Here is a 20,665-nt window from a genome sequence, read left to right on the forward strand (position 1 = left end):
TGCTAAGCAAAATTTAAGCCATAAAATTGTATCGCTTTTTTGCCGCTTATTTCTTATCGACCAAAGCGTTGGATGGTTTAATTTTTTTGTACAAAAAGATTCGTCCTATTAAGATATCGATTGAAAAGTAGCCCTTAATCACTAAATTTTACTTTTATACGTGACTTTCTCACCTGTTCAATTGACCCTCACCTCTCTCTGAGTTACCTTTCTTGGATCATTTTAAGAGTGAATCATTATGGCTGTAAAAAAACCTGAAAATTTATCGTTTGAAGCGGCAATAGAAGAACTGGATTCTGTCGTCAATCAATTAGAAAGTGGCGATTTGCCTCTTGAAGATGCATTGAAGAAGTTTGAACGTGGCATTTCTTTAGCACGAGCTGGACAAGAAAAACTGACTCAAGCGGAACAACGAGTAGAAATTCTTCTTCAAGCTGACGATAACGCAGAACTAACACCTTTTGATGGACAAGATGACTGATTCACTAAAACAACAACTTACATTTTTTCAAAATAGAAACATTGAACAATTAAATCAGTGGCTTGAAAAAATCGAAATTCAACAACAACCACTAACTGAAGCAATGAAATATTCATTGCTGTTAGGTGGTAAACGCGCTCGACCATATTTAGTTTATATCACAGCACAAATGCTTGGCATTAAAGCTGAATTTGCCGATAGTGCAGCCGCAGCGATTGAATGTGTCCACTCTTACTCATTGATCCATGATGATTTACCAGCAATGGATAATGATGACCTTCGCCGCGGTCATGCGACTTGCCATATAAAATATGATGAAGCAACAGCGATTCTTGCTGGTGATGCACTTCAAACACTTGCTTTTGAAATATTAGCGAATGGTCAATTAAGTGACGATGCAGAAACATCACGCATCGATATGATCCGCGTATTATCAAAAGCATCTGGTGCCTCAGGTATGTGCATGGGACAGTCGTTAGATTTGCAAGCTGAAGGCAAAAAAGTTGACCTTACCTCTCTTGAGCGCATTCATGCGAATAAAACCGGAGCGCTTATTAAGTGTGCGGTTCAACTCGGTGCTCTTTGCGCTGGAGATAAAGGCAAAGCCATACTTCCACAGTTAGAAGTTTATGCTGATGCCATTGGTCTCGCCTTTCAAGTACAAGATGATATCTTAGATATCATTAGTGATACTGAAACTCTCGGAAAACCACAAGGTTCTGATCTAGAATTAGATAAAAGTACCTACCCTGCTTTACTTGGCCTTGAAGGTGCTAAACATAAAGCAGAACAACTGTATCAAACAGCAATTGAAGCATTAAACGACATCCCTTATAACACGGATGCAATGCAAGCGTTCGCTCAATACGTTATTGAGCGTAAAAACTAAAACAGATAAGCGCTAACTACTATGTCATTAGATATTTCAAAATACCCAATTCTGGCTTTGGCAAATACACCAGATGAATTACGTTCTTTACCAAAAGAGAGCTTACCAGCGTTATGCGATGAGCTACGTACTTACCTTTTAAACTCGGTAAGTAAAACAAGTGGTCACTTAGCATCTGGTCTTGGTGTCGTAGAGTTAACCGTCGCTTTGCATTACGTTTATAACACCCCATTTGATCAGCTTATCTGGGATGTTGGCCATCAAGCTTATCCTCATAAGATACTAACAGGACGCCGAGAGCAACTTTCAACCATCCGACAAAAAGACGGGTTACACCCATTCCCGTGGCGTGGTGAAAGTGAATATGATGTTCTTTCTGTTGGTCACTCATCAACATCTATTAGTGCCGCTTTAGGCCTGGCTATCTGTGCTGAAAAAGAGCAAGAGAATCGCAAAATAGTCAGTGTTATTGGTGATGGTGCCATTACAGCCGGTATGGCATTTGAAGCCTTAAACCACGCTGGTGATATTCACCCTGATATGCTTGTTGTTCTAAATGATAATGAAATGTCAATTTCTGAAAACGTTGGAGCATTAAACAATCAACTAGCGCGCGTATTATCTGGTAGCTTATACACCTCTATTCGTGAAGGCGGTAAAAAAGTGCTTTCTGGTACGCCTACGATTAAAGAACTACTAAAACGCACAGAAGAACATTTAAAAGGCATGGTTGTACCGGGCACCATGTTTGAAGAATTAGGCTTTAATTACATTGGTCCGGTAGATGGCCATGATGTTAATGAACTAGTTAGAACACTTAAAAATATGCGCAACCTAAAAGGACCGCAATTTTTACATATTATGACGAAAAAAGGTAAAGGCTATGAGCCTGCTGAGAAAGATCCTATCAGCTACCATGGTGTACCTAAGTTTGATCCAAGTAACACCTCGTTACCAAAATCGTCTGGTGGTAAACCAACCTTCTCTGCTGTTTTTGGCGACTTCCTTTGCGATATGGCGAAGGAAGACAGTAAGCTTATGGCCATTACGCCAGCAATGCGAGAAGGCTCAGGTATGGTTCGTTTCTCTAAAGAATACCCTAACCAGTATTTTGATGCTGCCATTGCAGAACAACACGCAGTTACTTTAGCGAGTGGGATGGCAATTGCCGGCTACAACCCAATCGTTGCTATCTATTCAACGTTTTTACAACGTGGTTACGATCAATTAATTCATGATGTTGCTATTATGGATTTACCCGTGATGTTTGCTATTGACCGTGCTGGTTTAGTCGGTGCAGATGGACAAACACACCAAGGCGCCTTTGATATCAGCTTTATGCGCTGTATTCCAAATATGGTTATCATGACACCAAGTGATGAAAACGAATGCCGCCAAATGCTTTACACAGGCCATAAACACACTGGCCCTAGCGCTGTTCGTTACCCACGCGGAAGTGCAACAGGTACCCAAGTAAATAATGAAATGCAAGCACTTGAAATTGGTAAGGGTCGTTTACTCCGTGAAACTAAAGTGACAGAAAAGGGAGAGCGAGTTGCTATCTTAAACTTTGGTACCTTCTTAGCAAATAGCTTAGAAGCAGCAGAAAAGTTAGATGCTACCGTTGCAGATATGCGTTTTGCTAAACCTCTTGATGAAGCACTTATCTGTGAGTTAGTAACCAATCACGACGTTTTAGTGACTATTGAAGAAAATGCGATTTCCGGTGGTGCAGGTTCAGGTGTCATTGAATTTTTAATGAAAAACCGTCTTGTTAAACCAGTTCTTCAACTAGGTTTACCAGATGAATTCATAGCTCAAGGTACGCAAGAAGAAATGCATACGGAATTAAAACTTGATGCAAATGGCATTGAGCAACAAATTAGAGATTACCTTGATCTCTAATTTCATGCCCATCTTAGTTTCCTAAAACAATGCCACCGTTTGGTGGCATTTTTATTTATATTTTATGAAAGCTTAGGAGCATCAAAATCAACTGGCTCATCCGTATAAATACACACATTCCATTTAGCAACTAATCCATCATCTGCGATACATTGCTGCTCAAAAAATTGTTTAATTTCATCACGTTGACAATGCGCTTCAAATGCTTCGTTATCTGCCCAAATTTCATTAAAGGCAATTGGATAGCTATCACCTTCAGCAAATGGGGTTTGAATATGACGAGTAACAATATATTGAATACATCCATCCTCTCTTATTGTGTTTGGTTCTAAGCTTTGTAATACCTTAAATAATTCATTTAATTTACCTTCTTTTGGTAAAAACTGAGCAACACAATACACTTTTTTAGACATACAGCTTTCCTTGTTATATTGACTGAAATGAGGATATATCTCATCATTAGATGTATTTAACTAACGAGCCTAATGATGAAATCAGACGTAGATAAAATGCTAAATAAACATCAACAGCTAACCCATAGTGTTGATGTCAAAGTCACTTCTCATACTCAAAGAGATATCGGTGATTGGATACAGCATACTATTATGATTGAAGGTTGTAATGTTCCATTTAAATTTAATAGAACAAAAGCCTACCAATCTCTCAAAGGAGCAAAGGTTAATCTAACCTATTACCCTAGTAATGAAAAAATTGCAGGCTTTGACATTGAAGTAATGAGAGTCGTTCGAATTAAGCGAAGCTAATTACGAGTCAAAAGGTGGCAAACCGTTCTCCGATTTATAAAAAGCCAATGCATCCAATATCGACTTTTCTTTTATTGGTTTAGTAATAATATAATTTGCCCCTGCCGAGAAAAATTCTTGATTGGATTCCTCTAACGCATCAGCAGTATACGCATAAATAGGCGTCATTATTTTCAAATGATTACGAATATATTTGGTTGCTTTAATACCGCTCATTCCCGGCATTTGGTTATCCATTAAGATCAAATCAAATTCAGATTTAGAAAGCTCAGCAATACCTTGAGCAGCATCATTTCGCCACGTAACGTTTAACCCATACTTTTGGCAATAAGCTTTAGCAATGTAAGCATTCGATTTATTATCCTCAATTAATAAAATCTTTAACCCCGTTGGTAATGACGTTATCTCATTTTCTGCTTTAGCATCTGAAATATTGGCTTTATCTTCACATATCAAGACAGGAATAAGAACGCTAAATGTAGAGCCTACACCTATCGTACTATTTATAGTTATTTTACCTTTAAGTAAATCAAGTAATTGCTTAACAATAGCCAGTCCTAATCCACTTCCACCAAATTTTCTCGATTCAGAAAAGCCTGACTGCTCAAATGGCTCAAACATTCTTGCTTGCTCTTCAGCACAGATCCCGACCCCTGTATCATCAACCGAAAACTGTAAGTAATAATCAGAATTATGCTTATTAAGAGATAAGGTTAACTTTACTTTACCTTTCTCTGTAAATTTAACGGCGTTACTTAATAGATTAAAAAGGATCTGCGTTAATCTTACCTGATCAGAATTAATGAATACGTCTGGATTAACATGGTTTTCAATTGAAAAGAATACGTTTTTATTTTTACAAATAGGAAAATAAATTGCATTAATATTTTCTAATACATCACTCAGTTTAAAAGGAGCGCTATTTATTTTTAATTTCTCTTGTTCTATCTGTGAAAAATCTAAAATGTCATTTAATACAGCAAGTAAATGCTCTCCTCCTTGATGGAGAATATTCACTTGTTTTTGTTGCTCTCTATTTAAGTTACTACTTTTTAATAGACTAGATATGCCTAAAATACCATTTAAAGGTGTTCTTATTTCATGACTCATTCTTGCTAAAAAGTCAGATTTAACTTGAGCTAATTTCTCTGCCGCTCTTTGAGCTTTATAACTGTCTTCTTTAGCTTCAATTAGTTCAGAAAATGTCTGCTCTAATTTTTCCCCAATTTGATCAAACTCTAAAATACCACAACCTTGATACTCACTTCGTGTTTCATTTTTTGATACTGTATTTGTGTATTTTAATAACGAATTTAATGACAAGAGTATTTTATGCTCAAATAACCCTCGAATTAATACAGCGATAGCAATAAGTACAAAAAATGAGAGAACAACACTATAAATAAATCGTTGCTCTAACAATTCAATATTATCCTTATTCTTTAATGATAATATTGATATTTCACCCGACATTGATTTAATATTAATAGGTGTAAAGTTTAATATTTTACTCGGTATTCTTTTTCTTGTGCCGTTTAAAATAGAGGTGACTTCTTGATATATTTCTGTATTGGAACTTACACTTGATGCTAATATCTTATTATCATTAATAATAAATACATCTTGACTATTCGTTAGTTTTTTAAGTTTATTCAAAAATGAGATGTTATTATTCAACATTACTGCATTATATATAAATGCAACAATTCTACCTGAATCATTATTAACTATAGGGGTTTTTCTAATTAAAAAATCAGCGTCTGATAAAGGATCTTCCATCTTAATATAATACCAAGTGTTAATATTAAGATTTTTTTTAATGATTATTTTCAAACACTTTTCATTTAGGCTTAAAAATGAACTATTTCCATCATCCCAGTACAGTTTGTTATTTACTTCTATAAACCTAAAGTCTGGTGAATTATAAGGGGATTTAGCTTCAATATTAGAAAAATACGTATTTAATTTATTTTTATAATCACTTTCTACATATTGATCATAGATAGCAAGACTTTCTGCATCCGTATCTTGTCGAATTTGAAGAATGGATAATCTATGTTCAAAGAAGTTATTAATTATGCCTGAGGTTTGTTGTAAGTTTCGTTTAACTTCTTCATTAATCGTATTCACACTTAATTGATAGGTATGTATGGTTATACCTACTGTTAGAATAGAAAATATAATAAAAATTGATCGGAAAATAAGATCCGCTAACGAGGCTTTACCTTTATTCATTATTAGTGTTCTACACCAGAATAACGAAATGCACGCTGTTTCAACATATTAAGCGTTTCTTCACTCGTATCAGATGTAACAAGTTCAAACTCACCAGAATAAACAGTAGGTACTGGTTTATTCTCTAAATCTAGTTTGATAGCTTCTGCCATTGCTATACCAGTGTCATCAGTCATACGCATAACAGTAACATCGAGCTCCCCATTTTCTATGGCTTTTAACTCTAATGAACCACCGCCCCAACCATTAATGACAGTCTTAGTGTTCTTATTTTCATTAATCGCATCAATAGCACCTAAAGCGATATCTGTAGATGAAGAATAGATAAAATCAATATCAGGGTTATCTTTTAATATATCTTGTGTTGCAGCATAAGCGCTTTCTTCAGTCGCTTCGGTATAAAAAGAAGAAGTCAGTGTGTATTTATCACTATCCATAGATTGAACAAAAACATCACCTCTTGCGGTACTCAGATAGCCATATGAATAATATAACATTCCATAATTAGCATGTTCAGGAAAACGGTGCTGAAAATAGTTTGCTAATAATTTAGTACCAATAACATGGTCAAATCCCACATAAAGTAATGGTTGGCTACCATGCCATGCTTTTACTGGAGTCGTGATGTTTTGCAAAATAATCTTGGTTTCTGGATTCTGCAATACATGTTCAATAAATTTACGATGACGAGTCGTGTTAAGAGTAAAAATTAAATAATCTGATTTTTGCTCTATCGCTTTATGCAGAGAACGACTTTGTTCTTTAAAATCAACATTTAGACGTGTTGAGACTGGCGTTAGTTCATATTGGATATTTAACGCTTTCAGACGTGATTCAAGAGCAACAATATTTCGTTGCCAATAATCAGATGATTGCTCACCAGGATAAACAAAAGATATTTTAATTGGTTTTGTTTGTTTGATAGCTAGAGGGACTGGCTCCCCTCTAACCGCTTCTTTTAACGTATTAGTTAGTGCTTTTTCTTCAGGATATAGATCAAGATATTCATTATAGCCCCAATACCCAACTAAAACCGGATCAGCTAAAGCCAGTTTAGAGGTACAAAAAAATGAAATAAGCGATATAAATAAGGAGCTTAATAATAATCTACTGTTGCGCATTACAACCAACCAGAATACTTTCCAACTAACCAAAGGCTAATTAGAGCCATAAATCCAGCAACAATATCATCAAGCATGATGCCAAAGCCGCCATGAACTTTATTATCTAACCATCCAATTGGCCAAGGTTTTACCATGTCGAAAAATCGAAACAAAATAAAACCAGTTAGTAACCATTTCCAATCAGTTACTTCTAAATTTAAATATGGAACAATACTCATGGTGATCCATAAGCCAACAAACTCATCCCAAACAATTGATCCATGATCATGAACCTTCATGTCAGCTGAAGTAATGTCGCAAATCTTAATACCAATAAGAGCAGAGGCGATAACCACTATGACAAACAAAGTAAACGGTAACTGAGCAAGTAATAAATACAAAGGAATCGCAGCCAGTGTACCCATGGTTCCAGGTATTATTGGAGAGAGGCCACTCCCAAATCCAGTAGCTAATAAATGCCACGGGTTTTTGAGACTAATTAAGGCTAGAGGGTTTGTCATTGTTCTCTCCTAAAGTGGTCGTAACCTAATAATTGCCAATCTAATAGTTTATTATTATCAAACAATTGTACACTATCTGGTAAACCATTAAATGGTTTATCAATTATCTCACCAATTATACTAATTTTTTTATTTAAAATAGTAGCTATTTGTTTGATTGCTTTACTATTTTTTTTAGGTGCAGTGAAGCAAAGTTCATATTCTTCACCACTAGTTAATGCAAGTTTCTGACATTTTTCTTTATCTTGACGATAATACGTAACAAGTTCACTTGAAATAGGTAAATTATTAACATTAATAACGGCACTCACATTTGATTGCTTTAATATATGACCTAGATCCGAAATTACACCATCAGAAATATCTAATGCTGCGTGACATAAATGACGAATATCTTGCGCAAGCTCAACTTGTGGTGTTGAGTAATAATGACGTTTTTCTAACTCCTTTTCTAACTCTCCCTTCACATTTTTTTGTGAATTTAAAATCACTTCAAGGCCTGCGGCACTATCACCTAAATTACCTGTAACATAAATATCATCACCTATTTGTGCAGCACTTCGAGTTAATGCAGTTCCTTTAGGTATAATTCCTTGTACCGTAATAGTAATGCTTAAAGGCCCTTTTGTTGTATCTCCACCAATGAGCTCAACTTGATATTGTTTAGCTAAATCAAAGAATCCTTTACAAAATCCTTCTAGCCACTTTTCATCAGATTGAGGTAAGGTTAATGCTAAAGACACCCACGTTGGTTTTGCTCCCATGGCCGCTAAATCACTTAAGTTAGACGCAAGTGCTTTATGCCCGACGCTAATAGGATCTGCATCAGCTAAAAAGTGCGTTCCAGCGGCTAAAGTATCTGTGGTTATTGCTACTTGATAGCCCTCAGGCACAGTTACTAATGCGCAATCATCCCCAATACCTAAATCAACATCATCACGCGAAACATTTTCTTGAACAAAAAATCTATCGATTAAATTAAATTCACTACACATATTCGATTAATACTGTTTTTTAGTTATAAAAAAGGCCAGCAACGAGGCTGACCTTTACGATTTAATTAGTATGCTATGACCAACTTATTTTTTACGTAAAGTTGGAGCCGCTTTATCTAATACACCGTTTACAAACTTGTGGCTATCTTCTGCTGCGAATACTTTTGCAAGTTCAATCGCTTCATTGATAACAACTTTGTATGGTACATCATCACGATTCATCATCTCGTAAATAGACATACGTAGTAACGCAAGTTCCATTTGGTCAAGATCTTGAAGCGGACGAGATAAGTATGGGCGCATTTTCCCATCTAATTTCATATGATTTAGAGCTACGCCTGAGAAAAGATCGCGGAAATACGCTACATCTGTCTCTGGAGTTTGTAGCTTAGGCTCATTTGCATGATGCTCTTCTTCATCATATTTTTCAGCAGTTAAAAACTGCTCTTCGATATCTGCAACATTTTCTTTGCTTAGTTGCCATGAATAGATTGCTTGAAGAGCAAATTGACGTGCATTACGACGTGCGGCTGGTTTCACACTAACCCCCATTAGGATTCGATTTGAGACAGAACATTAATCATTTCGAGTGCGCTTAGTGCAGCCTCTGCCCCTTTATTACCAGCCTTGGTACCGGCGCGCTCGATTGCTTGATCGATAGTATCAACAGTCAAAACACCAAATGCTACTGGAATGCTATATTCCAGAGATACTTGTGCTAGACCTTTATTACATTCACTACATACATAGTCAAAATGTGGTGTGCCACCACGAATAACAGAACCCAATGAAACGATAGCATCATACTTTGCTGTTTTAGCTACTCGTTGAGCAACTAACGGTAATTCTACGGCACCTGGGCAGCGAACAACGGTGATGTTTTCTTCAGATACTTGACCAAAACGCTTTAGAGTGTCGATAGCACCTGAAAGTAGACTTTCATTAATAAAGCTATTAAAGCGAGAAATAACAATTGCAATTTTCGCATTAGGAGCAGCAACGCCGCCTTCGATTACGTTCATGAGCCTTCCTGTATCTGTTTTATTCCAATTAAACTGGTTTCTATTTATCAACTACGCATTCATAGTGAGAATCGCCGGATTCTATCACAGCTTTGTGACAAATATCTAATTATTTAGGCCCTACTCATCGAATAGGGCCATATATTTATGCTTTTATTTCGTTACGTATTCAACAACGTTCAAACCAAAGCCAGATAAGGCATGGTAACGCTTTGACGTTGATGAAAGTAAACGCATGTCAGAAATACCAATATCAGCCAAAATTTGAGAGCCAACACCCACACGGCGAGAAGTACCTTGTTTCTTCGCCATGGTTGGTGCTTCACCACTGTCTTGACGCTCAAGAACTTTCACTTTATGTACGATACTGTCTGTTGATTCTTCATTGCCAAGAATCACTAATACGCCACCTTCATTGGCAATACGCTGCATTGCCGTTGGCAGTGTCCAGCTGCGTTCTGCACAACGATCTGAATGCAAAATATCAGTGAACGTATCTTGTAAATGAACACGTACTAACGGTGCTTCACTTAATGTATTTTCTTTCTTCAATGCATAGTGAAGCTGATTATCAATCGTATCGCGGTACGTAACTAAATCAAACTCACCAAATTCGGTAGGTAATTTACACTCAGCTACACGTTCAATTGTGGTTTCATTGTTATTTCGGTATTCAATTAAATCAGCAATCGTACCTAATTTAATGCCATGTTTTTCAGCAAAAATTTCCAAATCCGGGCGACGCGCCATTGTTCCGTCATCATTTAAGATTTCAACAATCACACCCGCAGGCTCATAACCAGCTAAACGAGCTAGATCACAACCCGCCTCTGTATGACCAGCACGAGTTAATACGCCACCTTCTTGCGCTGCAAGTGGGAATATATGACCCGGTTGAACTAAATCTGCAGCAACGGCATTTTTAGCTACTGCCGCTTCGACTGTACGTGAACGGTCTGCTGCTGAAATACCAGTTGTTACGCCTTCTGCCGCTTCAATTGATACCGTAAAGTTCGTTGTAAATTGTGCATTATTGTCTTGCACCATAGGAGGCAGACCTAGTTTTTCACAACGATCTTTTGTCATGGTTAAACAGATTAAACCACGTCCATGAGTTGCCATAAAGTTAATAGCTTCAGGAGTGATTTTCTCAGCGGCAATAATTAAATCACCTTCATTCTCACGATCTTCGTCATCCATAAGAATTACCATCTTACCTAAACGAATATCTTCAATAATGTCTTTTGCTGAGCTAATTGCCATGTGAAATACCTTTTATATTAATTAGGTTAAGTGGTGAGGCTTAATTTAAGAAGCCTGATTTTGCCAAAAGATCCATCGTAACAGAAGACTCTGGTTGCTCTTCTTTCTGTCCGATCACAAGTCTTTCTAAATATCGAGCGATCACATCAACTTCTAAGTTAACTTTCTGACCCACAGAAAAGTTATCCATCGTAGTCTCTGCAGCCGTGTGCGGAACAATGGTCAATTTAAATGCATTTTTTCGAATATCATTAACCGTTAAGCTAATGCCATCCACAGTAATAGAGCCTTTCTCTACAACGTATTTTGCTAATGTTTGAGGCAATTGTATCCAAAACTCAATGGCACGGCCGGTTTGGTGACGTTCAATTATTTCACCGACAGCATCGACGTGACCAGAAACAATGTGCCCACCAAATCGGGTTGTTGGCAACATCGCTTTTTCAAGATTTACCTTATCGCCAGCTTTATAATTAACAAAACCGGTACGCTTTAAGGTCTCTAACGATAAATCCGCAGTGTAAGTTTGCTCTGTCATCGCAATAACCGTTAAGCAAACACCATTAGTAGCGATACTATCTCCAAGCTTTACATCACTCATGTCTAGCTGTCCAACATTAACCGTTACGCTAATATCTTCACCTTTTGGTGTAATCGCTTGCAGTGTACCTACTGACTCAATAATTCCTGTAAACATGGCTTACCTTGCTATTGTTGCGGTAATTCGAATATCTTTACCGACCATACGTATGTCTTTTATATCCAAGTCAATTGTCTCAGACATCGTTTCTAATCCAATTAAATTAATGATGCTACGCCCATCCGCTCCCATCAATTTAGGAGCGAGATAAATAATCAATTCATCAACTAAATTTTCTTTAATCATACTTGCTGCTAATGTAGCACCAGCCTCAACCCAAATATGATTTACATTAAAATCACGAGAAATTTTATTTACGACTTCTTTAAGGTTCAATTGATGATCATCAACACAACATTGTATATGATTTTCAGAAGTCACGATTGGATGTGTGTTTTGAGATGAGATCGTAGCCACTTCACCAGAGGCTTGAAACAATTTTAAATCGGATGTTAATGCATGCTGACGATCTAAAATAAAACGCATTGGCTGTCGAATAGTCGCTTGTTGGTAGCTTTCTTGAATTGAAGGAGGAAGATCGCTCCAACGCACATTTAATGAGGCGTTATCGTCAATCACCGTTTTCGCTGTTGAGAGTATTGCACCAGATTGTGCACGAAAGCGTTGAACATCTTGTCTTGCTTCTTTTGAAGTGATCCATTGACTCACTCCATTTTTTAATGCGGTTTTCCCATCAAGACTCGCTGCCATTTTTAACTGTACAAATGGTTTTCCAGTTTCCATCCGAGTTAAAAAATGAGGGTTTAAGGCTCTAGCATCGGCTTCAAGCAGACCTGATGCAGTTTCAATTCCAGCTTCGTTTAACATAGCAAGACCACGACCAGCAACTTGAGGATTTGGATCAACCATGGCACAAATTACTTTTTTTACGCCCGCTTTTATAAGTCCTTCAGCACAAGGAGGTGTGCGTCCATAATGAGAGCAAGGTTCAAGCGTAACATAAGCCGTTGCCCCTTGCGCTTCTTTTCCTGCTTGTCTTAATGCATGAACTTCAGCATGAGGCTCACCCGCTTTTAAGTGCGCCCCTTCCCCAACAATCTTCCCATCTTTAACCAATACACATCCCACATTAGGGTTGGGTGCTGTGGTATAAATGCCTTGCTTAGCTAATAAAATAGCTTTTTGCATCATCAGATGATCTTGGGTAGTAAATGTCATGTTATTTCTCTAATTTTGCAATTTCTTCACCGAACTCTTTAATATCCTCAAAGCTTCGGTAAACAGAGGCAAAACGAATATAAGCCACTTTATCGAGTTCTTTTAATTGGTCCATAACAAGGTTACCAATCATATCTGATGGAACTTCACGTTCACCAGTAGCTCGAAGCTGTGATTTTATCGTATTTAATGCGAGTTCAACTAAGTCAGCGCTAACTGGTCTTTTTTCCAATGAACGATATAGACCACCGGATAATTTATCTTCATCAAAAGGTTCACGGTTACCATTTGATTTAATCACTTTTGGCATCACTAATTCAGCTGATTCAAATGTAGTAAATCGCTCACTGCACGCCAAACACTGACGACGACGACGAACCTGATGTCCATCAGACACGAGTCGTGAGTCAATAACCTTAGTATCTGTTGCGCTACAAAATGGACAATGCATTACTTGCCTCCTAATTTTTTTCAATTAGTGTACAAGAAAAGCAGATGCCTGCCTATGTCCCTTCATTAAGTTCCTGTTTAAACCAAAAGAAAAACCCAGTTTTAATTATTAAAGTATCAATTAATGCAACCGATAAATGTATATACCCACATTAATTAAAAGGTTAACTATGATTTTGTCTGTCTTTAAAAGTATAAAATATCGATTATTAATCATATCACTTCTACCGACATTGATTATCTCAACATTCTTATTTCAATTGTTACTGCAAGAAAATGAAAATGTTTATGATGCCAATTACTCTTTAGAAGCCGTGACCCTTTTTAATGCCTTAGATAATGTGGCACATAACTTTGCAGTTGAGCGCGGATTAACAGCTGGTTTTATCGCCTCGAAAGGGCGTTCAGGAAAAGATAAGCTGCTCTCGCAACGACAGAAATCAGACCAAGCAGAACAAATCCTACGAAGCTTTACTCCTCTCTACCTAGACAAACAGTTAATCAACGCTCTTCTTTCAGATATCATCCAGCAACTCAATCATAAATCAACTATCCGCTCGCAAGTTGATAATCTCTCTATCCAAGACTCCCCGTTTATCTATTATTCAACACTCAATCAACTTTCTCTTGATTCAATCTCAATCATCATTGGTAATATTGATGATCAATTTATTCGTAATGAAATGCTTGGTCTCTCTTCACTGTTACAGGTAAAAGAGGAGGCAGGGAAAGTTCGAGGTGCGCTTAATGGGGCATTTGCAGGAAAAAGGTCAAGCTTAGATAAATTTGCAGATATAAATAGCTATATTTCAACAGAATCCCTATCAATTCGACAAGCTCAATCCGTGTTATCTAACCGCTTTACAAAAACATTAAACACCACAATTGAATCAAAAACATGGAAGCAAGTCTCCGATATTCAATCATCATATTTATCCCAAAAAGATAACTTAAATGATCTTAGTGGGCCCAATGCTAGCGAATGGTTCTCTCTAGCAACTCAGCGTATTGGTTTAATAAAAGCAATAACCGATAACATCTCAACAGAGTTAAATGATGCTGCAAAACATAATATGGACGCCGCTAAACTAACTCGCAATATTTACATTGCTATTGCTGTATGTTTGATACTTCCCATTGCTGCAGTTAGTTTATTAACAACACGCTCTATCAGTAATCGTATGACATCATTTAGTCAGCGTATTAATGAAATGTCTGCGACAAAGGATCTCACGCTGACTCTTGAAGACAATAATGAAAATGAATTTGATCACATAGCAAAAGACATTAACTCTTTAATTGAAAGTATTTCCTTACCACTAAGAGCAGCTCATAGTGTGGCATCCAAAACACAAGATGAATTGAATGAATTAAGCCATCATTTAAAGCGAGCGACTCAATCAAGCCAAACAACGTTAAGTCACTGCGATAGTATTGCAACTGCTATGACTGAAATGGCTCAAACCAGTTCTGAAATTGCAGGAGTAACTAATAATGCTCACGAAACAACGACTCAAGCCACAACCAACGCTACTAACTGTAAAGAACATACTCAAATCACGACTCGCGTTGTAAACGATTTACATCACAGTATTATTAACACACATGAGCACGTTCAAAATTTGGAAAAAGAAACGCTCAATGTTTCTGATATTTTAGACACGATAACGGCAGTCTCTGAACAAACCAACTTACTTGCATTAAATGCAGCAATCGAAGCCGCTCGAGCAGGCGATCAAGGACGAGGTTTTGCCGTTGTCGCAGATGAAGTGAGAAAATTAGCTCAACGCAGCCAAGAAGCGACTAATGATATTCGCCAGTTACTTGATGCTATTGGAAACAGTGCAAAACAATCTTTTATTTTAATGGAAGAAAGTAAAACACTAAGTAGTAAGACTCAAGACAGTGTGATTAACTCTTCTAGTTATATTGATTCTCTACACTCTGCAGTAACAGAAATAGACAGTTTTAATACCAGTATCTCTGCGGCAACCTTAGAGCAGTCTGAAACAGCAAATTCTGTTAACGCTGATATTGATGAACTTGCCTCGCTGGCTAATGGAACAAATGAATTAATTCAGCATCTTGAGAATGAAATGCACAATATTGAACAAACTATGTCTGAGTTAAGTATTCAAATTAATACAATTCGAGTTTAATGAATATTTGTTAAGCAGAAATTCGCTTTCATTGCATATAAACGATATATTTAATAGATAGTCTAGTTTAAAGGAATTATCACAATGAAAAAAATCAGTTTAGCGTGCCTATTTACGCTTGTTTTAGCCGGTTGTAGCAGTGCACCAAAACAACAAGATAACTATCAAGACGCCTCTTTTGAACTGTGTAATACAGAAGTAAAAGTTTACTCTGTAAGTGATGATGGCCGTGTTCGTATCGTATGTAGTGATGGTTCAAAATTCCAACTGAATAATGAAAAAACACTGGATATCATGCGTGATATTAATGTTGATTACTGTACTGGTGAAGGCCTAGGTAAATTTAACGAAACTAGCCGCTACTACACTTTCCAATGTAAATCTGGCGCGTTAATTAATATTAACAAGTAATACCCAATTTAATCAGTTTCTATTTAATTAAATAGCTGACAATAAAAAGCCCCCGAACCGTGATGGTTCGGGGGCTTTTTTATTATGACTTCCTATTAATTAGGCAGTGCATTGATAGTTAGTGGATCTTTTTTCGGCTTATTTAACTTCAACTCAGCAAGCTTACTTAAACCAGCAGAGCTAATACCACCAAAGTACACTTTAGTACCATCAGCATTGGTCACTGAAGTTTCACCTACATTCCATGCTTGGAAGAACTCACCCAAATCATAACCTGATACGTAAGAACTACACACCATCATTAGATCACCAGCGCTTAAGCCTGTGTCACCAGAACTACAGTAATTGATACCCGCATCACCTTGTTGATCACCACGAGCCTTACGGTGCATCAGCTTAATCATATTCCAACCTTGGTCTTGATTGTAGATAGCAGGTTTAGTTTCACCATCAACATACCAACGATCAATTTCGAAATGATTTTCAGCCCAAATCTTCAATTGACCAAACATAACTAGACGAAGACCTGCATCACCATGACTCCATGCATGGCCATCATTTGAGCTTAACCAAGCTGGCGCTTTTTGAATGCTCGTTCTAATACGATCCATTTCTGGATTAGCATTACGGCCTTCCAATTCTTGCATATATAGCGCTAGAAGATTGTTTGTCACTTCAGTACTGCCCGGTGCCGAGAATGGTGCTGAAGCAAGGTTATGACCAACTTCGTGCCATACCAACCAATCATCAATTGCATTTGTTGGTATTTTATTTGAGCTAGCATTAAATGAGCTACTCATCACAGGGTAACCTGAATGCGCCGCACCAATCGAAATCTGCACATCATTCACGAAACGATGACGGAACTCTTTTAGCTCTGGGTAAGTAAAGCGACGATGTTTACCATCAGCACTCTCTTCATCACGACCGTAAAAATCACTTGCAGCATCAGCAAAGCGGTTCATATTTTTGCTGAATTCATTTAGATCAGCGGTCTTAACGTTATTTAGAGCTGTGGTGTAAATAAATGAACCTGTATCAATTTCTGCGATTGGCGCAGTTGAAGAATCAGGTGTATTTACCCACTCACCAAGGTTATTAGCTGGATCTTTCTTCCACCATGCCGCTTTTTCAACACCATCCAAACTAAATTCAGCGACGGTTGAAGCACCACTTAATGTTTCTGTAGGTTTAATATAAATTAAACCACCATAAGGAACTTTAAATGTTGTTGAACGACCATCATGAGCAAAGCTCATCTGCATTCTAGGAGGACGATTTAAACTTGTCTCATGTTGTGGCTTACCAGTTAAATCATCCGCCATCATAACGGTAATCATTGCAGTCACATCACCACTAACCGTTACCTCACTTAATTGAGGAGCCCATAAGCCCGTTGATTGGTTATTTCCTGCAGAATAACTTACCGCCTTACCTGCTGTTTCGATATTAACGACTTCAGATGTTGTAGCGCCAACAGTTCGGCCTGGGTACTTAGTGGTATCAACCGTTATTTCATGGTCCCAGAAAGATCGACCTAGCATAATGCGAGTTAACGGTTTCTCCATGTAGTTTAGCGGATAGCTAGGATTCATTTGTCCCGCTAATTCACCTTCACCATGAATCATACCATTTGCAATTAATGTCGCTTTTAGATCAACTGGACATGCAGCTTCTGGAACATCAGTCTGATGTTGATTATCTGTATAACAATTTAAGAAGTTAACCGCAGTTTTAAACCCTAACTCATCTTGAACATTAGGATCATAAGCGTATGGGTTATCGTTCCACATCCAAATTGAAAGATTATCGTACGTTTGATTTAGCTCAACAGTAGATAAACGTGTACCTTGCTTACCTTTAGTGCGGTAATACATTTCATGCTCCATTAGAGCATTAAAATTATCACCAAGGTTTGCAGCTTTAACCATACTTTCTACAACATCTTGGTTCATTTGATAACGATCGAAATCCGCACGCCAATATGCGCCACGAACTTGTATACCATCACCCTGACGAGTTTCTATACAGTTAAACTCATACTCATAAGAATGAGTACATAAAGGCGTTCCTTCAAATGCTTCTTGTAATTCAGATATAGCAGTCGCTCTCTCTTCACCATTCTTAACGAAAATACGAGCAAACTTAGTCTCCATTACAGGATTGCCATCTTTATCTAGTAAAGGATCACCTTTATCATCACGTTTGATAATTTCATACGTTGGAATTTCAAACTTGATCTTAGTTTCATCTTTAGTCCATTCTACCGAACCATCTTGATTCACGGTATAAGGTTGCTGTCCATCCACATCTTGGAAACGCTCAAGAACCACCATCTCATATTGGCTCTTCACATGAAGGTTTGGAGATGGCGCTTGACAGTAATATGACGAACCACAAAATGCTTGTGATGTTGGGGTAACGTTACTTCCGCCCAATGAAACACCAGCTGAATCAGCTAAACGTCCAATTGGTTCAGGGTTAGTCACCTTATCAATCGCATCCATAAATAAAACACTACCACCTTCATTAATATAAGTAATTAAAGCAGTAATATCATCTTGGCTTAGATTTGGGTTGTCTAAATCAGCGATAAAGCGATGGCTCATGCCGTCACCTTGAGGCTTAGGAGGATAAGCCTGAAGAATTAATAACGGCGTTTCACTTGCTGATAGACGTCCAGAAAAACCATCCTTAGTTAATTTTTCAACAGATGAAAAACCAAAAGATGGGTTTACAAAGAAGTCATATGCGTTGCCGTGAGAAGTACCTGAACGTAAGGCTGTAGCAACGTTGATATTTGTTGCAACGTTAATACCTTTAATTGACTTATCGTTATTTAACCACGTAAATAAGTTATTAAAGAAAGTCTTCATACTGCCATTATCATTGCGAGGATCGTTAGCTAAATCAAACGATGATGTACATGATTGTAATGCAGAGTCTATTCTTAGTGCATCATTAGCCCAATAGTTATCTGGACATGAAATAATGCTTGGGTACATGCTATTACCCATAAATACCACTTTACCAGAACCAATTTCGCCAGCGGTAACAAAAGGAAAACCAAAAGTAGCGTTATCTTTTGAAACTAGAGGGATCGGTGGCATCTCAATAGTTGGATGAACGGCAATATAAGGACGGCCTTCACGAGTCCATGCTTGCTGCTCACCAAAGGGAATATCCTTATTGATATCCGCGCGAGGCATCATTATAGGAAATGCTCGGTTAGATAGATTTAAGGCTCGCATTCCTCGAGTATACCCTGTAGCACCATAAAAACTGCCGTTGTCATTGAAGACATGGAAGCTCGTTACTCCATTGAATATTTTCGTCAAAGAATCGGTCACATAAGTGCCATTATCCAATGAAAATACATGCGGGAAATCTGAAAAATAAAACGATGCTCGTTGCTGTTGTAACTCAGCATCGATAGCAGCAGTTAGCCCATTTTGGAACTGTGCATCAAATTCATCAGGTAATGAAAAATTCGTCCCTTCAATTTGTCCACCATTAGGTAAACTCAAATTAATCAGTTCGTTAATTACATTTGGATAAAGAGAAAATGTATCTTGAACTTTTTCAGAGATAAGTAACCCATTATGATTATTCTCTGCATAGCGTGTAATTAACGATTGGATATTCGCTTTAACAACTGCATTATCACTAACGTCTGTAATCTTATAACTAACTTGGTTACCAGCAACACTACCAAATTCAAAGGTATCGATACCAAAGGTAAGCTTGTCGCCCCACAAGTATTCGAATTCACCATTTTCGCCCGTAATACCTACTGCATTAGCAGAAAAGAAATTAACTCCAGCTAATGGTGTACCTGTACTATCCGTTAACTGGCTCTTAGTTAATACTTTCGCCTCAGCACTCGGTTTATAGGCATAGCTATCTTCTGCACTAGCAGAAACAAAACCACTATTTAAATCATTACTTGTACCAGGTGTTACTTCAGGAACAATTTCAGTATCAACGTGTGAACTCGGTGCTTTACCAACTTCATCAGTCGCTTCTTCTTCTTTTGACTTCAAAAATGCATTAACAGATTCGTTATTATCTAAATCTGAATAAATATCTTGAATATCAATAGAATCAAAGTCATCCAAACAAATACTATCTTCTTGGGTACATGTAGAAATAGACTGAAGAACTCTCGTTGCATTTGCCCCTTTTACTTCTTGAAGGTCAAAAGAGGCTTCTGATGTAGTATTTGTTACACCAGAAATCTTAGCTTCTGGAGTTGGCGCTTTAAATTCACCTAGAGTCAGCCCACCCAAAGAACAATCAAATACCGAACCTTCTTTTACTGTAAAAGTTCCAGAGTCTGTATTTAAAGGCTTTCCATTACAATAGACATCACCGGTAATGGTTTTTCCTGAGGCCATTAATGTACTGATATAAGTAATAGGAATCACTGGGGGAGTAGGAGGCGTTGTAGCCCCACTATCAGGTCCACTTCCTATATTTATTTCTTCTTGATTACAGCCAGCTAGCAACATTGGTATCAATGACGCTAATAATAGTTTTTTATTCATGATTCAACCTTTTAGAAGTGCTGAAACTAAACGTTCAGTTCACTAAGATCGAAACATACCACAACTATTTTTAGTTATTCTCAAAAATAATACAGAAATAG

General features: G+C 37.4%; 18 protein-coding genes. 6 read left to right on the plus strand and 12 right to left on the minus strand.

Annotated elements, in window-relative coordinates:
• Nucleotides 1-238 precede the first annotated feature (238 nt).
• From xseB to dxs, 3 genes are read left to right on the plus strand one after another with little or no spacing between them, the layout of a single operon-like run.
• On the plus strand, nucleotides 239-481 hold the full coding sequence (gene xseB, locus HC728_RS02585) for an exodeoxyribonuclease VII small subunit (RefSeq protein WP_005418105.1): 243 nt from the start codon (nucleotides 239-241) through the stop codon (nucleotides 479-481).
• Complete coding sequence (ispA, locus tag HC728_RS02590; RefSeq protein WP_012533019.1) at nucleotides 474-1,370, plus strand: (2E,6E)-farnesyl diphosphate synthase; 897 nt, start codon at nucleotides 474-476, stop codon at nucleotides 1,368-1,370. The genes xseB and ispA overlap by 8 nt, the downstream gene beginning before the upstream one ends.
• 21 nt (nucleotides 1,371-1,391) lie before the next feature.
• The gene (gene dxs / locus HC728_RS02595) at nucleotides 1,392-3,275 is read left to right on the plus strand and encodes a 1-deoxy-D-xylulose-5-phosphate synthase (RefSeq protein ID WP_065622221.1); all 1,884 of its coding nucleotides are present in this window, start codon (nucleotides 1,392-1,394) and stop codon (nucleotides 3,273-3,275) included.
• 62 nt (nucleotides 3,276-3,337) lie between these two features.
• Here the strand turns inward: dxs and HC728_RS02600 are convergent, their stop codons facing one another.
• Complete coding sequence (locus HC728_RS02600; protein ID WP_012533834.1) at nucleotides 3,338-3,688, minus strand: putative quinol monooxygenase; 351 nt, start codon at nucleotides 3,686-3,688, stop codon at nucleotides 3,338-3,340.
• A gap of 72 nt (nucleotides 3,689-3,760) precedes the next feature.
• Between HC728_RS02600 and HC728_RS02605 the strand changes: the two genes are divergently transcribed.
• On the plus strand, nucleotides 3,761-4,039 hold the full coding sequence (locus HC728_RS02605) for a hypothetical protein (RefSeq protein WP_017018593.1): 279 nt from the start codon (nucleotides 3,761-3,763) through the stop codon (nucleotides 4,037-4,039).
• Here HC728_RS02605 and HC728_RS02610 read toward each other — a convergent pair whose 3' ends face one another.
• The 10 genes from HC728_RS02610 to nrdR form a co-directional block, all read right to left on the minus strand.
• Entirely contained in the window at nucleotides 4,040-6,274 is a 2,235-nt protein-coding gene (locus HC728_RS02610) for a LuxQ periplasmic sensor domain-containing protein (RefSeq protein ID WP_012534091.1), read from the minus strand.
• A 2-nt stretch (nucleotides 6,275-6,276) separates the two neighbouring features.
• On the minus strand, nucleotides 6,277-7,395 hold the full coding sequence (locus tag HC728_RS02615) for a substrate-binding domain-containing protein (RefSeq protein WP_012532964.1): 1,119 nt from the start codon (nucleotides 7,393-7,395) through the stop codon (nucleotides 6,277-6,279).
• A complete protein-coding gene (gene pgpA / locus HC728_RS02620) occupies nucleotides 7,395-7,898 on the minus strand; it encodes a phosphatidylglycerophosphatase A (RefSeq protein WP_017018595.1) in 504 nt (167 codons plus the stop codon). Before pgpA ends, HC728_RS02615 begins: the two co-directional genes overlap by 1 nt.
• A complete protein-coding gene (thiL, locus tag HC728_RS02625; RefSeq protein ID WP_017018596.1) occupies nucleotides 7,895-8,893 on the minus strand; it encodes a thiamine-phosphate kinase in 999 nt (332 codons plus the stop codon). Before thiL ends, pgpA begins: the two co-directional genes overlap by 4 nt.
• An 84-nt stretch (nucleotides 8,894-8,977) precedes the next feature.
• On the minus strand, nucleotides 8,978-9,445 hold the full coding sequence (gene nusB, locus HC728_RS02630) for a transcription antitermination factor NusB (protein WP_005418093.1): 468 nt from the start codon (nucleotides 9,443-9,445) through the stop codon (nucleotides 8,978-8,980).
• Nucleotides 9,445-9,915: a 6,7-dimethyl-8-ribityllumazine synthase gene (gene ribE, locus HC728_RS02635; protein ID WP_005418092.1), complete on the minus strand. Its 471-nt coding sequence runs from the start codon at nucleotides 9,913-9,915 to the stop codon at nucleotides 9,445-9,447. Before ribE ends, nusB begins: the two co-directional genes overlap by 1 nt.
• Before the next feature lie 153 nt (nucleotides 9,916-10,068).
• The gene (ribBA, locus tag HC728_RS02640) at nucleotides 10,069-11,178 is read right to left on the minus strand and encodes a bifunctional 3,4-dihydroxy-2-butanone-4-phosphate synthase/GTP cyclohydrolase II (protein WP_017018597.1); all 1,110 of its coding nucleotides are present in this window, start codon (nucleotides 11,176-11,178) and stop codon (nucleotides 10,069-10,071) included.
• A gap of 40 nt (nucleotides 11,179-11,218) precedes the next feature.
• Nucleotides 11,219-11,875, minus strand: a complete 657-nt coding sequence (locus HC728_RS02645) for a riboflavin synthase (RefSeq protein WP_017018598.1) — start codon at nucleotides 11,873-11,875, stop codon at nucleotides 11,219-11,221.
• Nucleotides 11,876-11,878: 3 nt separating this feature from the next.
• The gene (ribD, locus tag HC728_RS02650; RefSeq protein WP_017018599.1) at nucleotides 11,879-12,997 is read right to left on the minus strand and encodes a bifunctional diaminohydroxyphosphoribosylaminopyrimidine deaminase/5-amino-6-(5-phosphoribosylamino)uracil reductase RibD; all 1,119 of its coding nucleotides are present in this window, start codon (nucleotides 12,995-12,997) and stop codon (nucleotides 11,879-11,881) included.
• A gap of 1 nt (nucleotide 12,998) precedes the next feature.
• A complete protein-coding gene (nrdR, locus tag HC728_RS02655) occupies nucleotides 12,999-13,448 on the minus strand; it encodes a transcriptional regulator NrdR (protein WP_005418088.1) in 450 nt (149 codons plus the stop codon).
• Nucleotides 13,449-13,617: 169 nt separating this feature from the next.
• On the opposite strand from nrdR, the gene HC728_RS02660 reads away from it, so the two are divergent.
• The gene (locus tag HC728_RS02660) at nucleotides 13,618-15,606 is read left to right on the plus strand and encodes a methyl-accepting chemotaxis protein (RefSeq protein ID WP_017018600.1); all 1,989 of its coding nucleotides are present in this window, start codon (nucleotides 13,618-13,620) and stop codon (nucleotides 15,604-15,606) included.
• Nucleotides 15,607-15,690: 84 nt separating this feature from the next.
• A complete protein-coding gene (locus HC728_RS02665) occupies nucleotides 15,691-16,017 on the plus strand; it encodes a lipoprotein (RefSeq protein ID WP_011261423.1) in 327 nt (108 codons plus the stop codon).
• Nucleotides 16,018-16,112: 95 nt separating this feature from the next.
• On the opposite strand, the gene HC728_RS02670 is transcribed toward HC728_RS02665, so the two are convergent.
• Nucleotides 16,113-20,564, minus strand: a complete 4,452-nt coding sequence (locus HC728_RS02670) for an SslE/AcfD family lipoprotein zinc metalloprotease (protein WP_190395100.1) — start codon at nucleotides 20,562-20,564, stop codon at nucleotides 16,113-16,115.
• Nucleotides 20,565-20,665: the final 101 nt, after the last annotated feature.

This window comes from Aliivibrio sp. S10_S31, assembly GCF_014694495.1.
GTDB classification, from domain to species: Bacteria; Pseudomonadota; Gammaproteobacteria; order Enterobacterales; family Vibrionaceae; genus Aliivibrio; species Aliivibrio fischeri.

Coding starts and splice junctions, on each gene's coding strand:
- HC728_RS02605 (WP_017018593.1), top strand. CDS start 3,761: ATGATGAAATCAGACGTAGATAAAATGCTAAATAAACATCAACAGCTA.
- HC728_RS02615 (WP_012532964.1), bottom strand. CDS start 7,395: ATGCGCAACAGTAGATTATTATTAAGCTCCTTATTTATATCGCTTATT.
- HC728_RS02610 (WP_012534091.1), bottom strand. CDS start 6,274: ATGAATAAAGGTAAAGCCTCGTTAGCGGATCTTATTTTCCGATCAATT.
- nrdR (WP_005418088.1), bottom strand. CDS start 13,448: ATGCATTGTCCATTTTGTAGCGCAACAGATACTAAGGTTATTGACTCA.
- ribBA (WP_017018597.1), bottom strand. CDS start 11,178: ATGGCAATTAGCTCAGCAAAAGACATTATTGAAGATATTCGTTTAGGT.
- xseB (WP_005418105.1), top strand. CDS start 239: ATGGCTGTAAAAAAACCTGAAAATTTATCGTTTGAAGCGGCAATAGAA.
- pgpA (WP_017018595.1), bottom strand. CDS start 7,898: ATGACAAACCCTCTAGCCTTAATTAGTCTCAAAAACCCGTGGCATTTA.
- nusB (WP_005418093.1), bottom strand. CDS start 9,445: ATGGGGGTTAGTGTGAAACCAGCCGCACGTCGTAATGCACGTCAATTT.
- HC728_RS02665 (WP_011261423.1), top strand. CDS start 15,691: ATGAAAAAAATCAGTTTAGCGTGCCTATTTACGCTTGTTTTAGCCGGT.
- HC728_RS02600 (WP_012533834.1), bottom strand. CDS start 3,688: ATGTCTAAAAAAGTGTATTGTGTTGCTCAGTTTTTACCAAAAGAAGGT.
- HC728_RS02660 (WP_017018600.1), top strand. CDS start 13,618: ATGATTTTGTCTGTCTTTAAAAGTATAAAATATCGATTATTAATCATA.
- HC728_RS02670 (WP_190395100.1), bottom strand. CDS start 20,564: ATGAATAAAAAACTATTATTAGCGTCATTGATACCAATGTTGCTAGCT.
- HC728_RS02645 (WP_017018598.1), bottom strand. CDS start 11,875: ATGTTTACAGGAATTATTGAGTCAGTAGGTACACTGCAAGCGATTACA.
- thiL (WP_017018596.1), bottom strand. CDS start 8,893: ATGTGTAGTGAATTTAATTTAATCGATAGATTTTTTGTTCAAGAAAAT.
- dxs (WP_065622221.1), top strand. CDS start 1,392: ATGTCATTAGATATTTCAAAATACCCAATTCTGGCTTTGGCAAATACA.
- ribE (WP_005418092.1), bottom strand. CDS start 9,915: ATGAACGTAATCGAAGGCGGCGTTGCTGCTCCTAATGCGAAAATTGCA.
- ribD (WP_017018599.1), bottom strand. CDS start 12,997: ATGACATTTACTACCCAAGATCATCTGATGATGCAAAAAGCTATTTTA.
- ispA (WP_012533019.1), top strand. CDS start 474: ATGACTGATTCACTAAAACAACAACTTACATTTTTTCAAAATAGAAAC.